A 15,096-nucleotide genomic window follows, 5' to 3' on the forward strand; every position below is an offset into this window, starting at 1 on the left:
CGCCGCCGCGGGGCGGGCATCGGCGTTTTGGCGGCCGCCAGAGCGTGCCGGCGCGGTGAGGTAAGCTGGAAAGTCGCCCGCACCGTCCCCATCTGGTTCGGGCCTCCCCCCGACTTCGCGACCGGCCCCGATGAACGATTCCAGCGCTCCCAGCGGTTTCCGACTGGTGGCTCCGTACCAGCCCGCCGGCGACCAGCCGCAGGCGATCGAACGGCTGACGGCCGGCTTCGACAACGGCCTGGCCCACCAGACCTTGCTCGGCGTCACCGGCTCGGGCAAGACCTACACCATCGCCAACGTGGTCGAGCGGGTGCAGAAGCCGACCCTGGTGATGGCGCCGAACAAGACCCTGGCGGCGCAGCTGTACGGCGAGTTCAAGGCGTTCTTCCCGCACAACGCGGTCGAATACTTCGTCAGCTACTACGACTACTACCAGCCCGAGGCCTACGTCCCGTCGAGCGACACCTTCATCGAGAAGGACAGCTCGGTCAACGAGCACATCGAGCAGATGCGGCTGTCGGCGACCAAGGCCCTGCTCGAGCGTCGCGACGCGCTGATCGTGTGCACGGTCTCGGCGATCTACGGCCTGGGCGACCCGAACGAATACTTCCGCATGGTCCTGCACATGGTCCGCGGCGAGCGCATCGACCAGCGCGAGCTGATCCGCCGCCTGACCGAGATGCAGTACACCCGCAACGACACCGAACTGCGCCGCGCCACCTACCGCGTGCGCGGCGAGGTCATCGACGTGCACCCGGCCGAAAGCGACGCCCAGGCGCTGCGGATCGAACTGTTCGACGGCGAGATCGAGAACCTCACGATCTTCGATCCCCTGACCGGCGAAAGCTTGGAGAAAGTCCCGCGCTACACGATCTATCCCGGCTCGCATTACGTCACCACGCGCCGCACCGTGCTCGACGCGATCGAGACGATCAAGGCCGAACTGCGCGAGCGCCTGGAGTACCTGTACGCCAACAACAAGCTGGTCGAGGCCCAGCGACTGGCCCAGCGCACCCAGTTCGACCTGGAGATGCTGGCCGAGGTCGGCTACTGCAACGGCATCGAGAACTACTCGCGCCACCTCAGCGGGCACATGCCCGGCGAGCCGCCGCCGTGCCTGTTCGACTACCTGCCGCCCGACGCGCTGCTGGTGGTCGACGAGTCGCACGTGACCGTTCCGCAGATCGGCGCGATGTACAAGGGCGACCGCTCGCGCAAGGAGACGTTGGTCGAGTTCGGCTTCCGCATGCCCTCGGCGCTGGACAACCGGCCGCTGCGCTTCGAGGAGTGGGAAGGGCGCTCGCCGCGATCGATCTTCGTCTCGGCCACGCCGGGCCCGTACGAGCTGCGCAAGTCCGAGGACCAGATCACCGAGCTGGTGGTGCGCCCGACCGGCCTGGTCGACCCGCAAGTCGAGATCCGTCCGGTCGCGACCCAGGTCGACGACGTCCTCGGCGAGATCCGCGAGCGCGTCGCCATCGGCGACCGCGTGCTGATCACCACCTTGACCAAGCGCATGGCCGAGAACCTCACCGAGTACCTCGGCGAGCACGGGGTCAAGGTGCGCTACCTGCACTCGGACGTGGACACGGTCGAGCGCGTGGAGATCATCCGCGACCTGCGCCTGGGCAAGTTCGACGTGCTGGTCGGCATCAACCTGCTGCGCGAGGGCCTGGACATGCCCGAGGTGTCGCTGGTGGCGATCCTCGACGCCGACAAGGAAGGCTTCCTGCGCTCGGCCGGCTCGCTGATCCAGACCATCGGCCGCGCCGCGCGCAACCTGCGCGGCAAGGCGATCCTCTACGCCGACCGCATCACCAACTCGATGCAGAAGGCGATCGACGAGACCGACCGGCGCCGGCAGAAGCAGGTCGAGTACAACGAGCAGCACGGCATCGTGCCCAAGTCGGTGGCCAAGGCGGTGGTCGACATCATGGAAGGCGCGCGGGTCGATCCCGAGGCGCTCAAGGCGCGCGGCAAGGCGCGGCGGGTGGCGGAGGAGCAGGCCGAGTACGCGGCGCTGTCGCCGGCCCAGTTCGCGGCCCGGATCAAGCAGCTCGAGCAGCAGATGTACCAGCACGCGCGCGACCTGGAGTTCGAGCAGGCCGCGGCGGTGCGCGACCAACTGCGCCAGCTCAAGGATGCCGGCTTCGGCGCCTGATCCGCCGGGGTTCGCCGCTGGTTCGCCGCCGGCGTGCGGCGGCGGGGCGAGAGGACGGCCGCAACGGATGCGGCGGCGCAAAAAACGCTTGTCCCGCGCCGGGCTCTGGGCTAGACTGCGCTCCCTTCGCCGGGGAGCTTCACGCAAAATTCGGCGACGGGCGATTAGCTCAGCGGTAGAGCACTACCTTGACATGGTAGGGGTCACAGGTTCGAACCCTGTATCGCCCACCAATTCGGAACGCGAACGGCGGAGCCCCTCGGGCTTCGCCGTTTTTCTGTGCGCGGCCGGGTCCGGTCGCTGCGGTCCGCGGCGGTCCCGAAGCGGTGTGCCGTCGCCGCGTCGTCCACCGGGCCGCCGCCGCGTGCCGCCCGAGGTCCCGCCCGGGGCTCGCGTTTTTTCCCGCAAACCAGGGATTTTCGCGGCCGCGGCCACCGTTCGCGCAGCCCTCAACGACCGTCACTTTTTCTTCACGGTCGGCAAGCATTGAGGTGGCTTTCTTTGCCGAGTTTGGCTTGCGGATTGGGTGCTTTCGTTGTGGCTAACTGCTTGCCCCGTCGCGCTTTTTTAGGACGTACCGGTTCGTGCTGGAACAATTGACAGGTGCGGGCGTCTTGCCGCCTGCGAACGCGGCTTCCTATCTTCGGATGGCGGCGATCCGCCGCCTTGCTAACGGAGTAGTAGGTTATGAGCGAACAGACCCGCCTGATCGGCCGCATGGTCGCGATCGAATCCGAGCAGATGGAAGGCGCCGAGCAGAATGCCGCGTTCGTGGCCGCGACGACCTATCGCCGCACCAGCCCGTTCAACGAGATCGATTTCGCCGACAACGGCGACCAGATCCCGTAATCCGGTACGCGCCTGCCGGGCGCGACCCGGTACGCCGGACTACGCGAAACAAAACGGGCCGGGAGGCGTCGCCTCCCGGCCCGTTCGTTCGTGCGCGGCCGCGCGGGCGCGGCCGGGCGCTCACTCGCGCATCTGGAACACCTGCGGCAGCGGCACGTGGCGCCGCGCGTCCGGCTCGGCCTCGCCGCGTTCGCCGCGCGATTCCCAGTAGTCGCGGTAGCGGTAGACCGGTTCGCGCCAGTCGTAGACGAAGGCCGGGTCGCGGCTGCGGATGAATTCGACCGCGCAGTCCATCAGCTGCAGGCCGGGATTGATCGCCTCCAGCCACATGAACTGGCCCATCTCGTTGACTTCCAGGAACACGTAGCGGCCGTCGCGGGTGACCACGATGTCGATGCAGCCGAACACCAGTCCCAGCCGCGCCATGACCTGCAGGCAGCGCGCCTGCACCGCCTCGGGCAGGGCGTAGCGCTCGCAGCCCATGCGTTCGTCGAATTCGTTCGCGCGCCAGTCGGTGAGGTAGTCGCCGTCGCGCTGGGAATGCAGGCGCGCGGCGATCGCGGTGCGTCCCATCACCGTCACCCGCAGCTCGTAGGCCTTGTCCAGCAACGGTTGGTAGATGCCGGGCGCGTTCGACAGCGCGGCGTCCTCGCGCAGCAGTTGCTCGGTCAGCGGCGTGGTGAAGGTGCCGCGCACCTTTTCTTCTCCTTCGCTGATCCAGGCCGCCGCGGTGATCGGCTTGTAGATCGCGCGGCCTCCGTGCTCGCGGTAGAACGCGCGGATCGCCTCGGGATCGTTCGAGATCAGCGTCGGCGGCGTGTCCAGGCCGACCGCGGCGGCGTGGTGCAGTTGCACCGCCTTGCGGTCGGCCAGCGCCTTGGCCTGGATCGGGTTGATCCAGAAACGCTCGCGCTGGGCTTCGAGCAGGTTGATCGTGGCGCGCACGAACTCGGTGGATTCCAGCTGCGAGAAGCGGATGTCGGCCGGATGCAGCTGGGCCGAGGGCTCGGGCTGGTACCAGCGGCGCAGCCACACCGTATCGACGTCGGCGGTGTCGAAGGCGCGCTCGTGGCGCAGGCAATACAGCGACACCGCCGCGGGGCCGCCGCCGGTGCGCAGGCTGACGCCGTGTTTTTGCGGATAGTCGTGGGTGTACCACACGTGCACGCGCTCGCCTTCGTTCTCCAGCGCCCAGGCCACCGATCTGGCGTGGATGTCCCAGGGGTCGGAGACAATCAATGTCGTCATGCGGGTTTCCTTCAGTCGGTAAGGGCGGGGTGTTCGTCGGCGTGCCGGGCCCGCGGCGCGCCGTCGTCGCCGGCCGCGGGCGCGAGGCCGGGCGGGCGGCGTTGCTGCATCGCCCACAGCGCGGCGTAGCGGCCGCCGGCGGCGAGCAGTTCGGCGTGGTCGCCGCGTTCGGCGATGCGGCCGGCTTCCAGCACCACGATCTGGTCGGCGTCGACCACGGTCGACAGGCGATGGGCGATCACCAGCGCGGTGCGGCCCTGCGCGGCCTGGCGCAGCTCGCGCTGGATCTCGCCTTCGGTCTGCGCGTCCAGCGCCGAGGTGGCCTCGTCGAAGATCAGGATCGCCGGCCGCTTGAGCAGGGTGCGGGCGATGGCGATGCGCTGCTTCTCGCCGCCGGAGAGCTTGAGCCCGCGCTCGCCGACGCCGGTGTCGTAGCCCTGCGGCAGGGTCTGGATGAAGTCGTGGATGCGCGCGGCGCGCGCGGCCTCCAGCACTTCCTCGCGGCTGGCGTCGGGGCGGCCGTAGGCGATGTTGTAGTACAGCGATTCGTTGAACAACACGGTGTCCTGCGGAACCACGCCGATGCGCCGGCGCAGCGAGTCGGCGGTCACCTCGCGCAGGTCCTGGCCGTCGACGGTGACCCGCCCGCCGTCGGGGTCGTAGTGGCGGTACAGCAGCCGCGCCAGGGTCGACTTGCCCGCGCCGGTGCTGCCGACCACCGCCACGGTATGGCCGCTGGGAATGACCAGGTCGATGCCGGCGAGGATCTCGCGCTCGCCGTAGCGGAACGACACGTTCTCGAACCGGACCTCGCCGCCGCCGACCCGCAGCGCCGGCGCGCCGGGACGGTCGACCACCTCCACCGGCTCGTCGAGCAGGGCGAACATGCGCTCCAGGTTGGCCAGCATCTGCTTGCCTTCGCGGTAGACCACGCCGAGGTAGCTCATCGGCGCGGCCAGTTGCAGCAGGTAGGCGTTGACCAGGACCAGGTCGCCCAGGCTCATGCGCCCTTCGACCACGCCGTCGGTGGCGCGCCACAGCAGCGCCGTCAGGCCCAGGGCGATCAGCGCCGACTGGCCGATGCCCATCAGCGAGGCCGCCTTCAGGCTGCGTACCGCGCTGTCCTCCAGCGTGCGCAGGCGGCGGTCGAAGCGCTCGGTCTCGAAGGCCTCGTTGTTGAAGTACTTGACCGTCTCGTAGTTCAGCAGCGAATCGACCGAGCCGGCGCTGGCCTCGGTGTTGGCCTCGTTCATCTCCCGGTACCAGCGCAGCCGCCACTCGGTCATGCGGTAGGTGAACGCCATGTACAGCGCCAGCGTGACCAGGGTGATCGCGGCGAACGACAGGTCGTAGCCGGCGACCAGGATCGCGACGATCAGCGCCAGTTCGACCAGGGTCGGCACGACCATGTACAGCACGGTGTCGAGCAGCTCGGAGATCGAACCCATGCCGCGCTCCAGGTCGCGGCCGACCGCGCCGGTGCGGCGGTCCAGGTGGAAGCGCAGGCTCAGCGCGTGCAGGTGCTCGAACACCCGCAGCGCGACCTCGCGCGAACTGCGCGCCATCACCCGCGCGAACACCACGTTGCGCAACTCCTGCAGCACCGAGGAGGCCAGCCGCAGCGCGCCGTAGGCCATCAGCAGCGCGGCCGGCACGGTCAGCGGGGTCGGCTTGAGGTCGAGCGCGTCGATCAGCTCCTTGAGCACCAGCGGCAGCCCGACCAGGGTCGCCTTGGTGCCCAGCACCAGCAGCAGGCCGGCGACGAGCCGGCCGCGGTAATGCCATACGGTCGGCGCCAGGCGCCGCAGCACCGCGAAGGCGGAGGCGCTGGCGGTCGGCGCGGCGGGGGAGGGGGCGGGCGTGTCGTCGCTCATCGTGGGCCGGGAGCGGTTCGGCCGAAAGCGGCCCGATCGAAGGTGGTCTGATCGACGGCGGCCCGATCGAAGGCGCTCTGATTGAAGCTGGCCCGATCCCGGCCCGCCCGGTCGTGCCCGACCTCGCCGTAAACGGCCGCGCCGCGGCCGGATATCGATGCCGGCATCGCCGCCGCGCGGTTGCGCCAGGCGCGTCCGGCTTCCCTGATTCCCATCACGTCCCCACGCAGATGGCGTCCTTGATGCATCCACATTAACGCAATGCCGCGCGCTTTCCGTGTGCGGCCCGTCGCGGTCCCTGACGCACCGGACCTGCCAAATCCGACGGCGGCGAACGGTTGACTTGCCCCCGCCGCGTCCCCAACTATTAGCGCCTGCGACGCGGCATCCGGCCGCGCCCTCCCGAGAGCCCCAGGTGGCCCGCGCCAACGCGCCGGCCGAGCGTGCGACATGGACACTACCCGCGCCCACCGCTGATCCCCGCGCAGGCCCCGCTCACGCAGGCGCCCTCGCGGCGCTTTTTTCTTGTCCGGTCGCCGGATTCTTCGACCACCCCCCCTTGTAGGCGCGGCGCCCGCCGCGACTCCGTCCGCGCCCGTCGCGCCGCAACCCGGCCGCGCGCGCCGGCGCCTCCGACCCACGCCCTGCGAACCACGAAGCCATGATCGCCATTACCCTCCCCGACGGCAGCCGCCGCGAATTCGACCACCCCGTTTCCGTCATGGACGTCGCCGCCTCGATCGGCGCCGGCCTGGCCAAGGCCACCGTCGCCGGCGAAGTCGACGGCAAGCTGGTCGACGCCAGCGACCGCATCGACCACGACGCCAAGCTGCGCATCATCACGCCGAAGGACCCCGAAGGCGTCGAGATCATCCGCCACTCCTGCGCCCACCTGGTCGGCCACGCGGTCAAGCAGCTGTACCCGACCGCGAAGATGGTGATCGGCCCGGTCATCGAGGAAGGCTTCTACTACGACATCTGGTACGAGCGCCCGTTCACCCCGGACGACATGGCCGCGATCGAAGCGCGCATGATCGAGCTGATCGACAAGGACTACGACGTGATCAAGAAGGTCACGCCGCGCGACGAAGTGGTCGCGGTGTTCCAGTCGCGCGGCGAGGACTACAAGCTGCGCCTGGTCGAGGACATGCCCGACGAGAAGGCGATGGGCCTGTACTACCACGAGGAATACGTGGACATGTGCCGCGGCCCGCACGTGCCCAACACGCGCTTCCTCAAGGCGTTCAAGCTGACCCGCATCTCCGGCGCGTACTGGCGCGGCGATTCCAAGAACGAACAGCTGCAGCGCATCTACGGCACCGCCTGGGCCGACAAGAAGCAGCTCGCCGCCTACATCCAGCGCATGGAAGAGGCCGAGAAGCGCGACCACCGCAAGATCGGCAAGCAGCAGGACCTGTTCCACCTGCAGGAAGAAGCGCCGGGCCTGGTGTTCTGGCACCCGAAGGGCTGGTCGATCTGGCAGGTGGTCGAGCAGTACATGCGCAAGGTCTACCGCGACAGCGGCTACGGCGAAGTGCGCTGCCCGCAGATCCTCGACGTGTCGCTGTGGCAGAAGTCCGGCCACTGGGACAACTACCAGGAAAACATGTTCTTCACCGAGTCGGAGAAGCGCACCTACGCGATCAAGCCGATGAACTGCCCGGGCCACGTGCAGGTGTTCAACCAGGGCCTGCACAGCTATCGCGACTTGCCGATCCGTTACGGCGAATTCGGCGCCTGCCATCGCAACGAGCCGTCCGGCGCGCTGCACGGCATCCTGCGCGTGCGCGGCTTCACCCAGGACGACGGCCACATCTTCTGCCTGGAAGACCAGATCGAAGCCGAAGTGACCGCGTTCCACCAGCAGGCGCTGGCGGTGTACGCCGATTTCGGTTTCGAGGACATCCAGATCAAGATCGCGCTGCGCCCGGATTCGCGCCTCGGCGACGACGCCACCTGGGACAAGGCCGAAGGCGCGCTGCGCAGCGCGTTGGCCGCGTGCAACGTGGAATGGCAGGAACTGCCGGGCGAGGGCGCGTTCTACGGCCCGAAGATCGAATACCACTTGAAGGACGCGATCGGCCGCACCTGGCAGCTCGGCACGATGCAGGTCGACTTCATGATGCCGGGCCGCCTGGGCGCGGAATACGTCGACGAAAACAGCCAGCGGCGCACGCCGGTGATGCTGCACCGGGCCATCGTCGGCTCGATGGAGCGTTTCATCGGCATCCTGATCGAACACCACGCCGGCCAGTTCCCGGCCTGGCTGGCGCCGGTCCAGGCGGCGGTGCTCAATATCACCGATGCCCAGGGCGATTATGTGGAAGAGGTCAGGAAACTCCTTGCAAATCAAGGGTTCCGGGTCGAGGCCGATTTGCGAAACGAAAAAATCGGCCGTAAGATTCGCGAGCACACGCTGCAGCGCGTGCCGTACCTGCTCGTGGCCGGCGACCGCGAGAAGGAGACCGGCACGATCGCAGTGCGTACGCGGGGTGGGGAGGACCTGGGGACGATGACCGTCGCCGAGTTCGCTTCGCGTCTTATGAGCGAGCGAGCCTGACCCGGCCGGCCGCCGCCCGCGCGCAGCGTCACAACCTCCGTCCCGGTCAGGCCGGGACGGCCCCAGGCGCGTAACATCGCGTTTTTATTGGAGATTGCAACAATCAGTACCCCTGAGAAGCCGAATCGAAAGAACCAGGAAATCCGCGTCCCGCGCGTGCGCGTGATCGGCAGCGACGGCGAGATGATCGGCGTGCTCACGCGCGACGAAGCGCTGCGCATGGCCGAAGAGGAAGCCCTGGATCTGGTCGAAATCCAGCCCAACGCCGATCCGCCGGTCTGCAAGATCATGGATTTCGGCAAGTTCCGCTTCGAGCAGCAGAAAAAGGCCAACGAGGCCAAGAAGAAGCAGAAGCAGGTCGAGATCAAGGAACTCAAGTTCCGTCCGGTCACCGACGAGGGCGACTACCAGATCAAGCTGCGCAACATGCGCCGTTTCCTGGAAGAGGGCGACAAGGTCAAGGTCAACATCCGCTTCCGCGGCCGCGAGATGAGCCACCAGGAGCTCGGTCGCGAGATGGCGGCGCGGATCGAGGCCGACCTGGGCGAGGACATCGTGGTCGAGTCGCGTCCGCGCCTGGAAGGGCGGCAGATGGTCATGATGATCGCGCCCAAGAAGAAGACCTGAGCCGGGTCCTTCCCCGTCGCCGGGGAAGGGTCGCGGACGCGGTCGGGGTGGGAGCGCGGCTCCCAATCCCCTGATTTGCCTGAAGATATTTGCAAGCCCGGCCTCCAGCCCGCATACTATGCGGCCCGGTTCGCCGGGTTTGTTGTATGCAGATGCACGGACCTGTCGTAGATTCTTTGTAAATCAGCGACTTACAAGCCGGCAAGGGCAGGACGGAAAGAGTGGCCGCACGCATGCCGTGCCCAGCCACCGCCCAGGCCAGTGACATAAAACCATCCGAAAGGACATCGCAATGCCCAAGATCAAGACCAATCGGGCGGCGGCCAAGCGCTTCCGGAAGACCGCTTCCGGCAAGTACAAGTGCGGCCACGCCAACAAGAGCCACATCCTCACCAAGAAGGCGACCAAGCGGAAGCGCAACCTGCGGCAGACGAACCATGTTCGTGCCGAGGACGCGGGCCGTCTGGACCGCATGCTTCCGTATTTGTGAGGAGACTGAAAAATGGCACGAGTTAAGCGTGGTGTTACGGCGCGTCGCCGTCACAAGAAAATCCTGAAGCAGGCCAAGGGCTACTACAACGCCCGCCGCAAGGTCTTCCGCGTCGCCAAGCAGGCGGTGACGAAGGCCCTGCAGTACGCCTACATCGGTCGCAAGCAGAAGAAGCGCAATTTCCGTTCGCTGTGGATCACCCGCATCAATGCGGCGGCCCGCATCAACGGCATGAGCTACAGCCGATTTATCAACGGCCTGCTGAAGGCCGGCATCACCCTCGACCGCAAGGTGCTGGCGGACATCGCCGTGCACGACGCGAAGGGTTTTGCGGCTCTGGCAGAGAAGGCGAAGAGCGCGCTCGCGGCTTGATGCGGGTCCCTCCGCAAGAGCCCGCACATCCATGTGCGGACTTTTGAAAGAGGAACCACAAGGCATGGGGAAGGGCGCGAGTCCTTCCCCATTGTCGTTTCTGGGCCCGCGACATCGGGCCGTCGGACCCACCCAGGAGGATGCGATGAAAGGAATTTCCAGTTACGGCCGGTCCGGCGTGTGCGCGCTGGCGTTGTTGGGCGGCATGGCGGGGGCGACGGTCGCCGCGGCGCGCGACAAGGCGGCCGAGGAAACCGAGAACCTGCAGCGCTTCGCCGAGGTGATGCTGGCCAAGGGCCGCAACGAGCAGTGCACGGTGCTCGACGAAGCGCGCACCCGGCAGCTCGACGACGACGTCGCCGCGATCCTCAAGAAGCTGGAGAAGCGGGTTTCGCCGCAGAAGCTGCTCGGGGTGGCGCTCAACGCGACGGTCGCGACCGGCGAGCCGGCATCGGCGGCGAACTGCGACGAGGCGGCCCGGCAGTCGGTCGAGGCGGGCAGCGAACAGGCGCGGACCTGGGCGGACGAGCTCCGCGGCCGGCGATCGCGAGGCAATTCAACGCAAGGCAAGTGAAAGGAACCTTGAGCACATGGCGCAGATCGAGCAACTGACCCAGCACGCGCTGGCCGAGATCGCGGCGGCGGATTCCCCCGAGGCCATCGAGGCGCTGCGCGTGTCGCTGCTCGGCAAGTCCGGCAGCGTCACCGCCCAGCTCAAGCAGCTCGGCGCGCTGCCGGCGGACGAACGCAAGGCCGCCGGCGAGGCGATCAACAAGGCGCGCGACGCGCTGACCGATGCGCTGGCCCGGCGCAAGAGCGCGCTCGACGATGCCGCGCTCGACGCGCGCCTGGCCGCGGAAACCATCGACGTGACCCTGCCGGGCATCGACGCCGCGCGCGGCGGCCTGCATCCGGTCAGCCGCACGATGGAGCGCATGGCCGACATCTTCGGCCGGCTCGGCTTCGAACTGGCCGACGGCCCGGAGATCGAGGACGACTGGCACAACTTCGAAGCGCTCAACTTCCCGCCGCACCATCCGGCGCGGGCGATGCACGACACCTTCTATTTCCCGGCGGACAGCGCCGGCGTCGCCCGCCTGCTGCGCACCCACACCTCGGGCATGCAGGTGCGCTACATGCTGCAGGCCGTTGCCGATAAGAGCGGGCCGCCGCTGCGCATGATCGCGCTGGGCAAGGTCTACCGCAGCGACAGCGACCAGACCCACACGCCGATGTTCCACCAGTGCGAAGGCCTGCTGATCGACGAGCATTCCAGCTTCGCCGACCTCAAGGGCACCCTGGCCGAATTCGTGCGCGCGTTCTTCGAGCGCGATTTCGAGATGCGCTTCCGCCCGAGCTATTTCCCCTTCACCGAGCCCTCGGCGGAGGTCGACATCGCCTGGCAGCAGGCCGACGGCAGCACCCGCTGGCTGGAAGTGCTGGGCTGCGGCATGGTCCACCCGAACGTGCTGCGCAACGTCGGCATCGACCCGGAGCGCTACACCGGCTACGCCTTCGGCATGGGCGTGGAGCGGCTGACCATGCTGCGTTACGGCGTCGACGACCTGCGCAGCTTCTTCGAGAACGACGTGCGCTTCCTCAGGCAGTTCGCCTGAGGCAGGGGGCCGGGGAGCGGGCGATCGCAAGCGCGAGCGCCCCGGTTCCGCCGGCCCGCCCCGTTTGCGCGCCCCGTTTGCGCGCCATCCGTCCGCCGCTCGATTCCCCCATTCCCGATTCCCGGTCCATCCCCATGAAATTCAGCGAAAACTGGCTCCGCCAGCACGTCCCGACCGCCGCCACGCGCGATGAGCTCGCCGCGACCCTGACCGCGATCGGGCTGGAAGTGGAAGAAGTGACCGCGCTCGGCGCGGCGCTCGACGGCGTCGTCGTCGCGCGCATCGTCAGCGCCGAAAAGCATCCGGAAGCCGACCGCCTGCAGGTGTGCTCGGTCGATACCGGCAGCGGCACGGTGCAGATCGTGTGCGGCGCGCCGAACGCGCGCGCCGGCTTGATCGCGCCGTTGGCCACGGTCGGCGCGAGTCTGCCCGGCGGCATGGCGATCAAGGCCGCCAAGCTGCGCGGCGTGGAATCCTTCGGCATGCTGTGTTCGGCCAAGGAACTGGGCATCGACGCCGACGCGTCCGGCCTGCTGGAACTGCCGGCCGACGCGCCGGTCGGCCAGCCGCTGGCGCAGTACCTGGGCCTGCCCGACGCCAGCATCGAGATCAAGCTGACCCCGAACCGCGCCGACTGCTTCAGCGTGCGCGGCATCGCCTACGACGTCGCCGCCGCGACCGGCAGCGCGGTCGCGCCGCTGGCGATCGAGCCGGTGGCGGCGACGATCGACTCGGCCCTGGCGGTCGAGCTCGACGCCGGCGCCGACGTGCCGCGCTACTGCGGCCGGGTGATCGAGGGCGTCGACGCGACCGCGCCGACGCCGGTGTGGATGGCCGAGCGCCTGCGCCGCAGCGGCGTGCGCCCGGTGTCGTTCCTGGTCGACGTGACCCAGTACGTGATGCTGGAAATCGGCCAGCCGATGCACGCCTTCGACCGCGACACCCTGGCCGGCCCGGTCGGCGCGCGCCGCGCGCGCAAGGGCGAGGCGACGCAACTGCTCAACGCGCAGGAAGTGGCGCTGGACGAGCAGTTCATCGTCATCACCGACGGCGCCGGCGCGGCCCAGCGCGTGGTCGCGCTCGGCGGCGTCATGGGCGGCTACGACAGCCGCGTCACCGACGCCACCCGCAACGTGTTCCTGGAGGCCGCGCACTTCGCCCCGGCCGCGATCATCGGCCGCGGCCGCAAGCTCGGCCTGCACACCGACGCCGGCCACCGCTTCGAGCGCGGCGTCGATCCGGAGCTGCCGCGCACCGCGATCGAGTACGCGACCCGGTTGATCCTCGACATCGCCGGCGGCGCCGCCGGTCCGCTGACCGAATCGGCGCTGCCCGAGCACCTGCCGCAGCCGCGGCCGGTGGCGCTGCGCCGCGCGCGGCTGGCGCGCGTGCTCGGCCTGAGCGTGGCCGACGCCGAAGTCGAACGCATCCTGCAGGCCCTGGGCCTGGCGGTGGAGCGCAGCGACGACGGCTGGAGCGTGACCGCGCCGAGCCGCCGCTTCGACATCGCCATCGAAGAGGACCTGATCGAAGAGATCGCCCGCATCCACGGCTACGACCGCATCCCGACCACGCTGCCGGGCGGCGCCTCGCGCCTGATCGCGCCGAGCGAGACCCGCGTCGACGCGCCGACGGTGCGCCGGCAGATGGCCGCGCGCGACTACCTGGAAGCGGTCAACTACGCCTTCGTCGACGCCGCCTGGCTGCAGCTGTGGCAGGCGGGCGAGGGCGCGGTGGCGCTGGCCAACCCGCTCAGCGCCGAGCTCGGGGTGATGCGCACGATGCTGCTGCCGGGGCTGGTCGCCGCGCTCGCGCGCAACGCCGCGCGCCAGCAGGATCGGGTGCGCCTGTTCGAGCTGGGCAACGTGTTCCACGCCGCGGCCGGGGCGCCGCTGGAGACCCAGCGCATCGCCGCCGCGGTCTGCGGCGACGCCCGCGCCGAGCAGTGGGGGCGGGCGGCGCAGCCGGTCGGCTTCCACGACCTGCGCGGCGATCTCGACAGCCTTGCCGCCGCGGCCGGCGCGCGCCTGGAGTACCGCCCGAGCGCGCCGGCGTGGGCGCATCCGGGCCGCAGCGCCGACGTCTGGCGCGTGGACGGCGGCCGCGTGCTGCGGCTGGGCTGGATCGGCCAGCTGCATCCGCGCCTGCAGCGCGCGCTGGATCTGGACGTGGAGGTCGTCGCCTTCGAACTGGATCTGGGCGGATTGGTCGAACGCGCCATCGCCAAGGCCGGGGCGCAGTCCAAGTACCCGTCGGTGCGCCGCGATCGCGCGTTCATCGTCGCCGATACGGTGCCGTGGGCGGCCATTCAGGCCACCGTCCAGGCCGCCGCCGGGCCCAGCCTGCGCGAGTTGGTGCTGTTCGACCGCTACCAGGGCAAGGGCGTGGAAACCGGATTCAAGAGTCTCGCTATGGGCTTGATTCTGCAGGATGAATCGCGCACCCTGACCGACCGGGACGTGGATGCCGTGGTGGCCGAAGTGACCGCCGCGGTGGAGCGCGAACACGGTGCCAGGCTGCGCGCCTGACGCCTCGCGCGGCCGTCACGGTCCGGACGTTATTCAGAGGTCACCATGGCACTTACCAAAGCGGAAATGGCGGAGCGTCTGTTCGACGAAGTCGGACTGAACAAGCGCGAAGCCAAGGAGTTCGTCGACGCGTTCTTCGATGCGTTGCGCGAAGCGTTGGAGCAGGGGCGCCAGGTCAAGCTGTCGGGTTTCGGCAACTTCGATCTGCGCCGCAAGAACCAGCGCCCGGGCCGCAATCCGAAGACCGGCGAGGAGATTCCGATTTCCGCGCGCACGGTGGTGACCTTCCGCCCGGGCCAGAAGCTCAAGGAGCGGGTCGAGGCGTACAGCGGAGGCGAACATGCTGGATCCGGGCAGTAACCGCGAACTTCCGCCGATTCCGGCCAAGCGCTACTTCACCATCGGTGAGGTCAGCGAGCTGTGCGACGTCAAGCCGCACGTGCTGCGGTATTGGGAGACCGAGTTTCCCACCCTCAACCCGGTCAAGCGCCGCGGCAACCGCCGTTATTACCAGCGCCACGAAGTGCTGATGGTGCGGCAGATCCGCGGCCTGCTGTACGAACAGGGCTACACCATCGGCGGCGCGCGCCTGCGCCTGGAAGGCGAGGCGGCGAAGGACGAATCGGCGCTGTCCTCGCAGATCGTCAAGCAGGTGCGAATGGAACTGGAAGAAGTGCTGCAGCTGCTGCGGCGCTGAAAGGGCGGGAACGGGGAAGGAAAAGCCGCGGTTCGCCGCGGGCGTCCGGTTCCCCATTGCAGCCACAAGCGGCT

At 68.6% G+C, this 15,096-nt stretch carries 13 protein-coding genes and 1 tRNA gene; 12 read left to right on the forward strand and 2 right to left on the reverse strand.

Annotated features, from left to right (window positions below):
- Window positions 1-130 precede the first annotated feature (130 nt).
- The 3 genes from uvrB (at window position 131) to JHW41_RS07940 (ending at window position 3,010) form a co-directional block, all read left to right on the forward strand.
- The gene (uvrB, locus tag JHW41_RS07930; RefSeq protein ID WP_078997903.1) at window positions 131-2,161 is read left to right on the forward strand and encodes an excinuclease ABC subunit UvrB; all 2,031 of its coding nucleotides are present in this window, start codon (window positions 131-133) and stop codon (window positions 2,159-2,161) included.
- A 158-nt stretch (window positions 2,162-2,319) separates the two neighbouring features.
- Window positions 2,320-2,394 (forward strand) — tRNA-Val (locus JHW41_RS07935).
- Window positions 2,395-2,848: 454 nt separating this feature from the next.
- Window positions 2,849-3,010, forward strand: a complete 162-nt coding sequence (locus JHW41_RS07940; protein WP_157490410.1) for a hypothetical protein — start codon at window positions 2,849-2,851, stop codon at window positions 3,008-3,010.
- 120 nt (window positions 3,011-3,130) lie between these two features.
- Here JHW41_RS07940 and JHW41_RS07945 read toward each other — a convergent pair whose 3' ends face one another.
- Both JHW41_RS07945 and JHW41_RS07950 read right to left on the reverse strand, forming a co-directional pair.
- A complete protein-coding gene (locus JHW41_RS07945; RefSeq protein ID WP_250449552.1) occupies window positions 3,131-4,258 on the reverse strand; it encodes an MvdC/MvdD family ATP grasp protein in 1,128 nt (375 codons plus the stop codon).
- Window positions 4,259-4,269: 11 nt separating this feature from the next.
- Window positions 4,270-6,132, reverse strand: a complete 1,863-nt coding sequence (locus JHW41_RS07950) for an ABCB family ABC transporter ATP-binding protein/permease (RefSeq protein WP_250449553.1) — start codon at window positions 6,130-6,132, stop codon at window positions 4,270-4,272.
- Between the two features lie 661 nt (window positions 6,133-6,793).
- Between JHW41_RS07950 and thrS the strand changes: the two genes are divergently transcribed.
- The 9 genes from thrS to JHW41_RS07995 all read left to right on the forward strand — a co-directional run bounded on the left by thrS (window position 6,794) and on the right by JHW41_RS07995 (window position 15,022).
- Window positions 6,794-8,692, forward strand: a complete 1,899-nt coding sequence (thrS, locus tag JHW41_RS07955; RefSeq protein ID WP_250449554.1) for a threonine--tRNA ligase — start codon at window positions 6,794-6,796, stop codon at window positions 8,690-8,692.
- A gap of 93 nt (window positions 8,693-8,785) precedes the next feature.
- A complete protein-coding gene (gene infC, locus JHW41_RS07960) occupies window positions 8,786-9,319 on the forward strand; it encodes a translation initiation factor IF-3 (protein ID WP_394541351.1) in 534 nt (177 codons plus the stop codon).
- 292 nt (window positions 9,320-9,611) lie between these two features.
- Window positions 9,612-9,809: a 50S ribosomal protein L35 gene (rpmI, locus tag JHW41_RS07965; RefSeq protein ID WP_027083463.1), complete on the forward strand. Its 198-nt coding sequence runs from the start codon at window positions 9,612-9,614 to the stop codon at window positions 9,807-9,809.
- A gap of 12 nt (window positions 9,810-9,821) precedes the next feature.
- Window positions 9,822-10,181 carry a 50S ribosomal protein L20 gene (rplT, locus tag JHW41_RS07970; RefSeq protein WP_057948387.1) on the forward strand — a complete coding sequence of 120 codons (360 nt, stop codon included), beginning with the start codon at window positions 9,822-9,824 and terminating at the stop codon, window positions 10,179-10,181.
- Between the two features lie 145 nt (window positions 10,182-10,326).
- Window positions 10,327-10,755 (forward strand): hypothetical protein, encoded by a 429-nt coding sequence (locus JHW41_RS07975; protein WP_250449556.1) that lies wholly within the window; start codon window positions 10,327-10,329, stop codon window positions 10,753-10,755.
- Between the two features lie 16 nt (window positions 10,756-10,771).
- Window positions 10,772-11,797 carry a phenylalanine--tRNA ligase subunit alpha gene (gene pheS / locus JHW41_RS07980; RefSeq protein ID WP_250449557.1) on the forward strand — a complete coding sequence of 342 codons (1,026 nt, stop codon included), beginning with the start codon at window positions 10,772-10,774 and terminating at the stop codon, window positions 11,795-11,797.
- A 134-nt stretch (window positions 11,798-11,931) separates the two neighbouring features.
- On the forward strand, window positions 11,932-14,325 hold the full coding sequence (gene pheT / locus JHW41_RS07985; RefSeq protein WP_250449558.1) for a phenylalanine--tRNA ligase subunit beta: 2,394 nt from the start codon (window positions 11,932-11,934) through the stop codon (window positions 14,323-14,325).
- A 45-nt stretch (window positions 14,326-14,370) separates the two neighbouring features.
- Window positions 14,371-14,685 (forward strand): integration host factor subunit alpha, encoded by a 315-nt coding sequence (locus JHW41_RS07990; protein ID WP_036101930.1) that lies wholly within the window; start codon window positions 14,371-14,373, stop codon window positions 14,683-14,685.
- A complete protein-coding gene (locus tag JHW41_RS07995) occupies window positions 14,666-15,022 on the forward strand; it encodes a MerR family transcriptional regulator (protein WP_057948383.1) in 357 nt (118 codons plus the stop codon). Before JHW41_RS07990 ends, JHW41_RS07995 begins: the two co-directional genes overlap by 20 nt.
- Window positions 15,023-15,096: the final 74 nt, after the last annotated feature.

The organism is Lysobacter enzymogenes (assembly GCF_023617245.1).
GTDB lineage: Bacteria > Pseudomonadota > Gammaproteobacteria > Xanthomonadales > Xanthomonadaceae > Lysobacter > Lysobacter yananisis.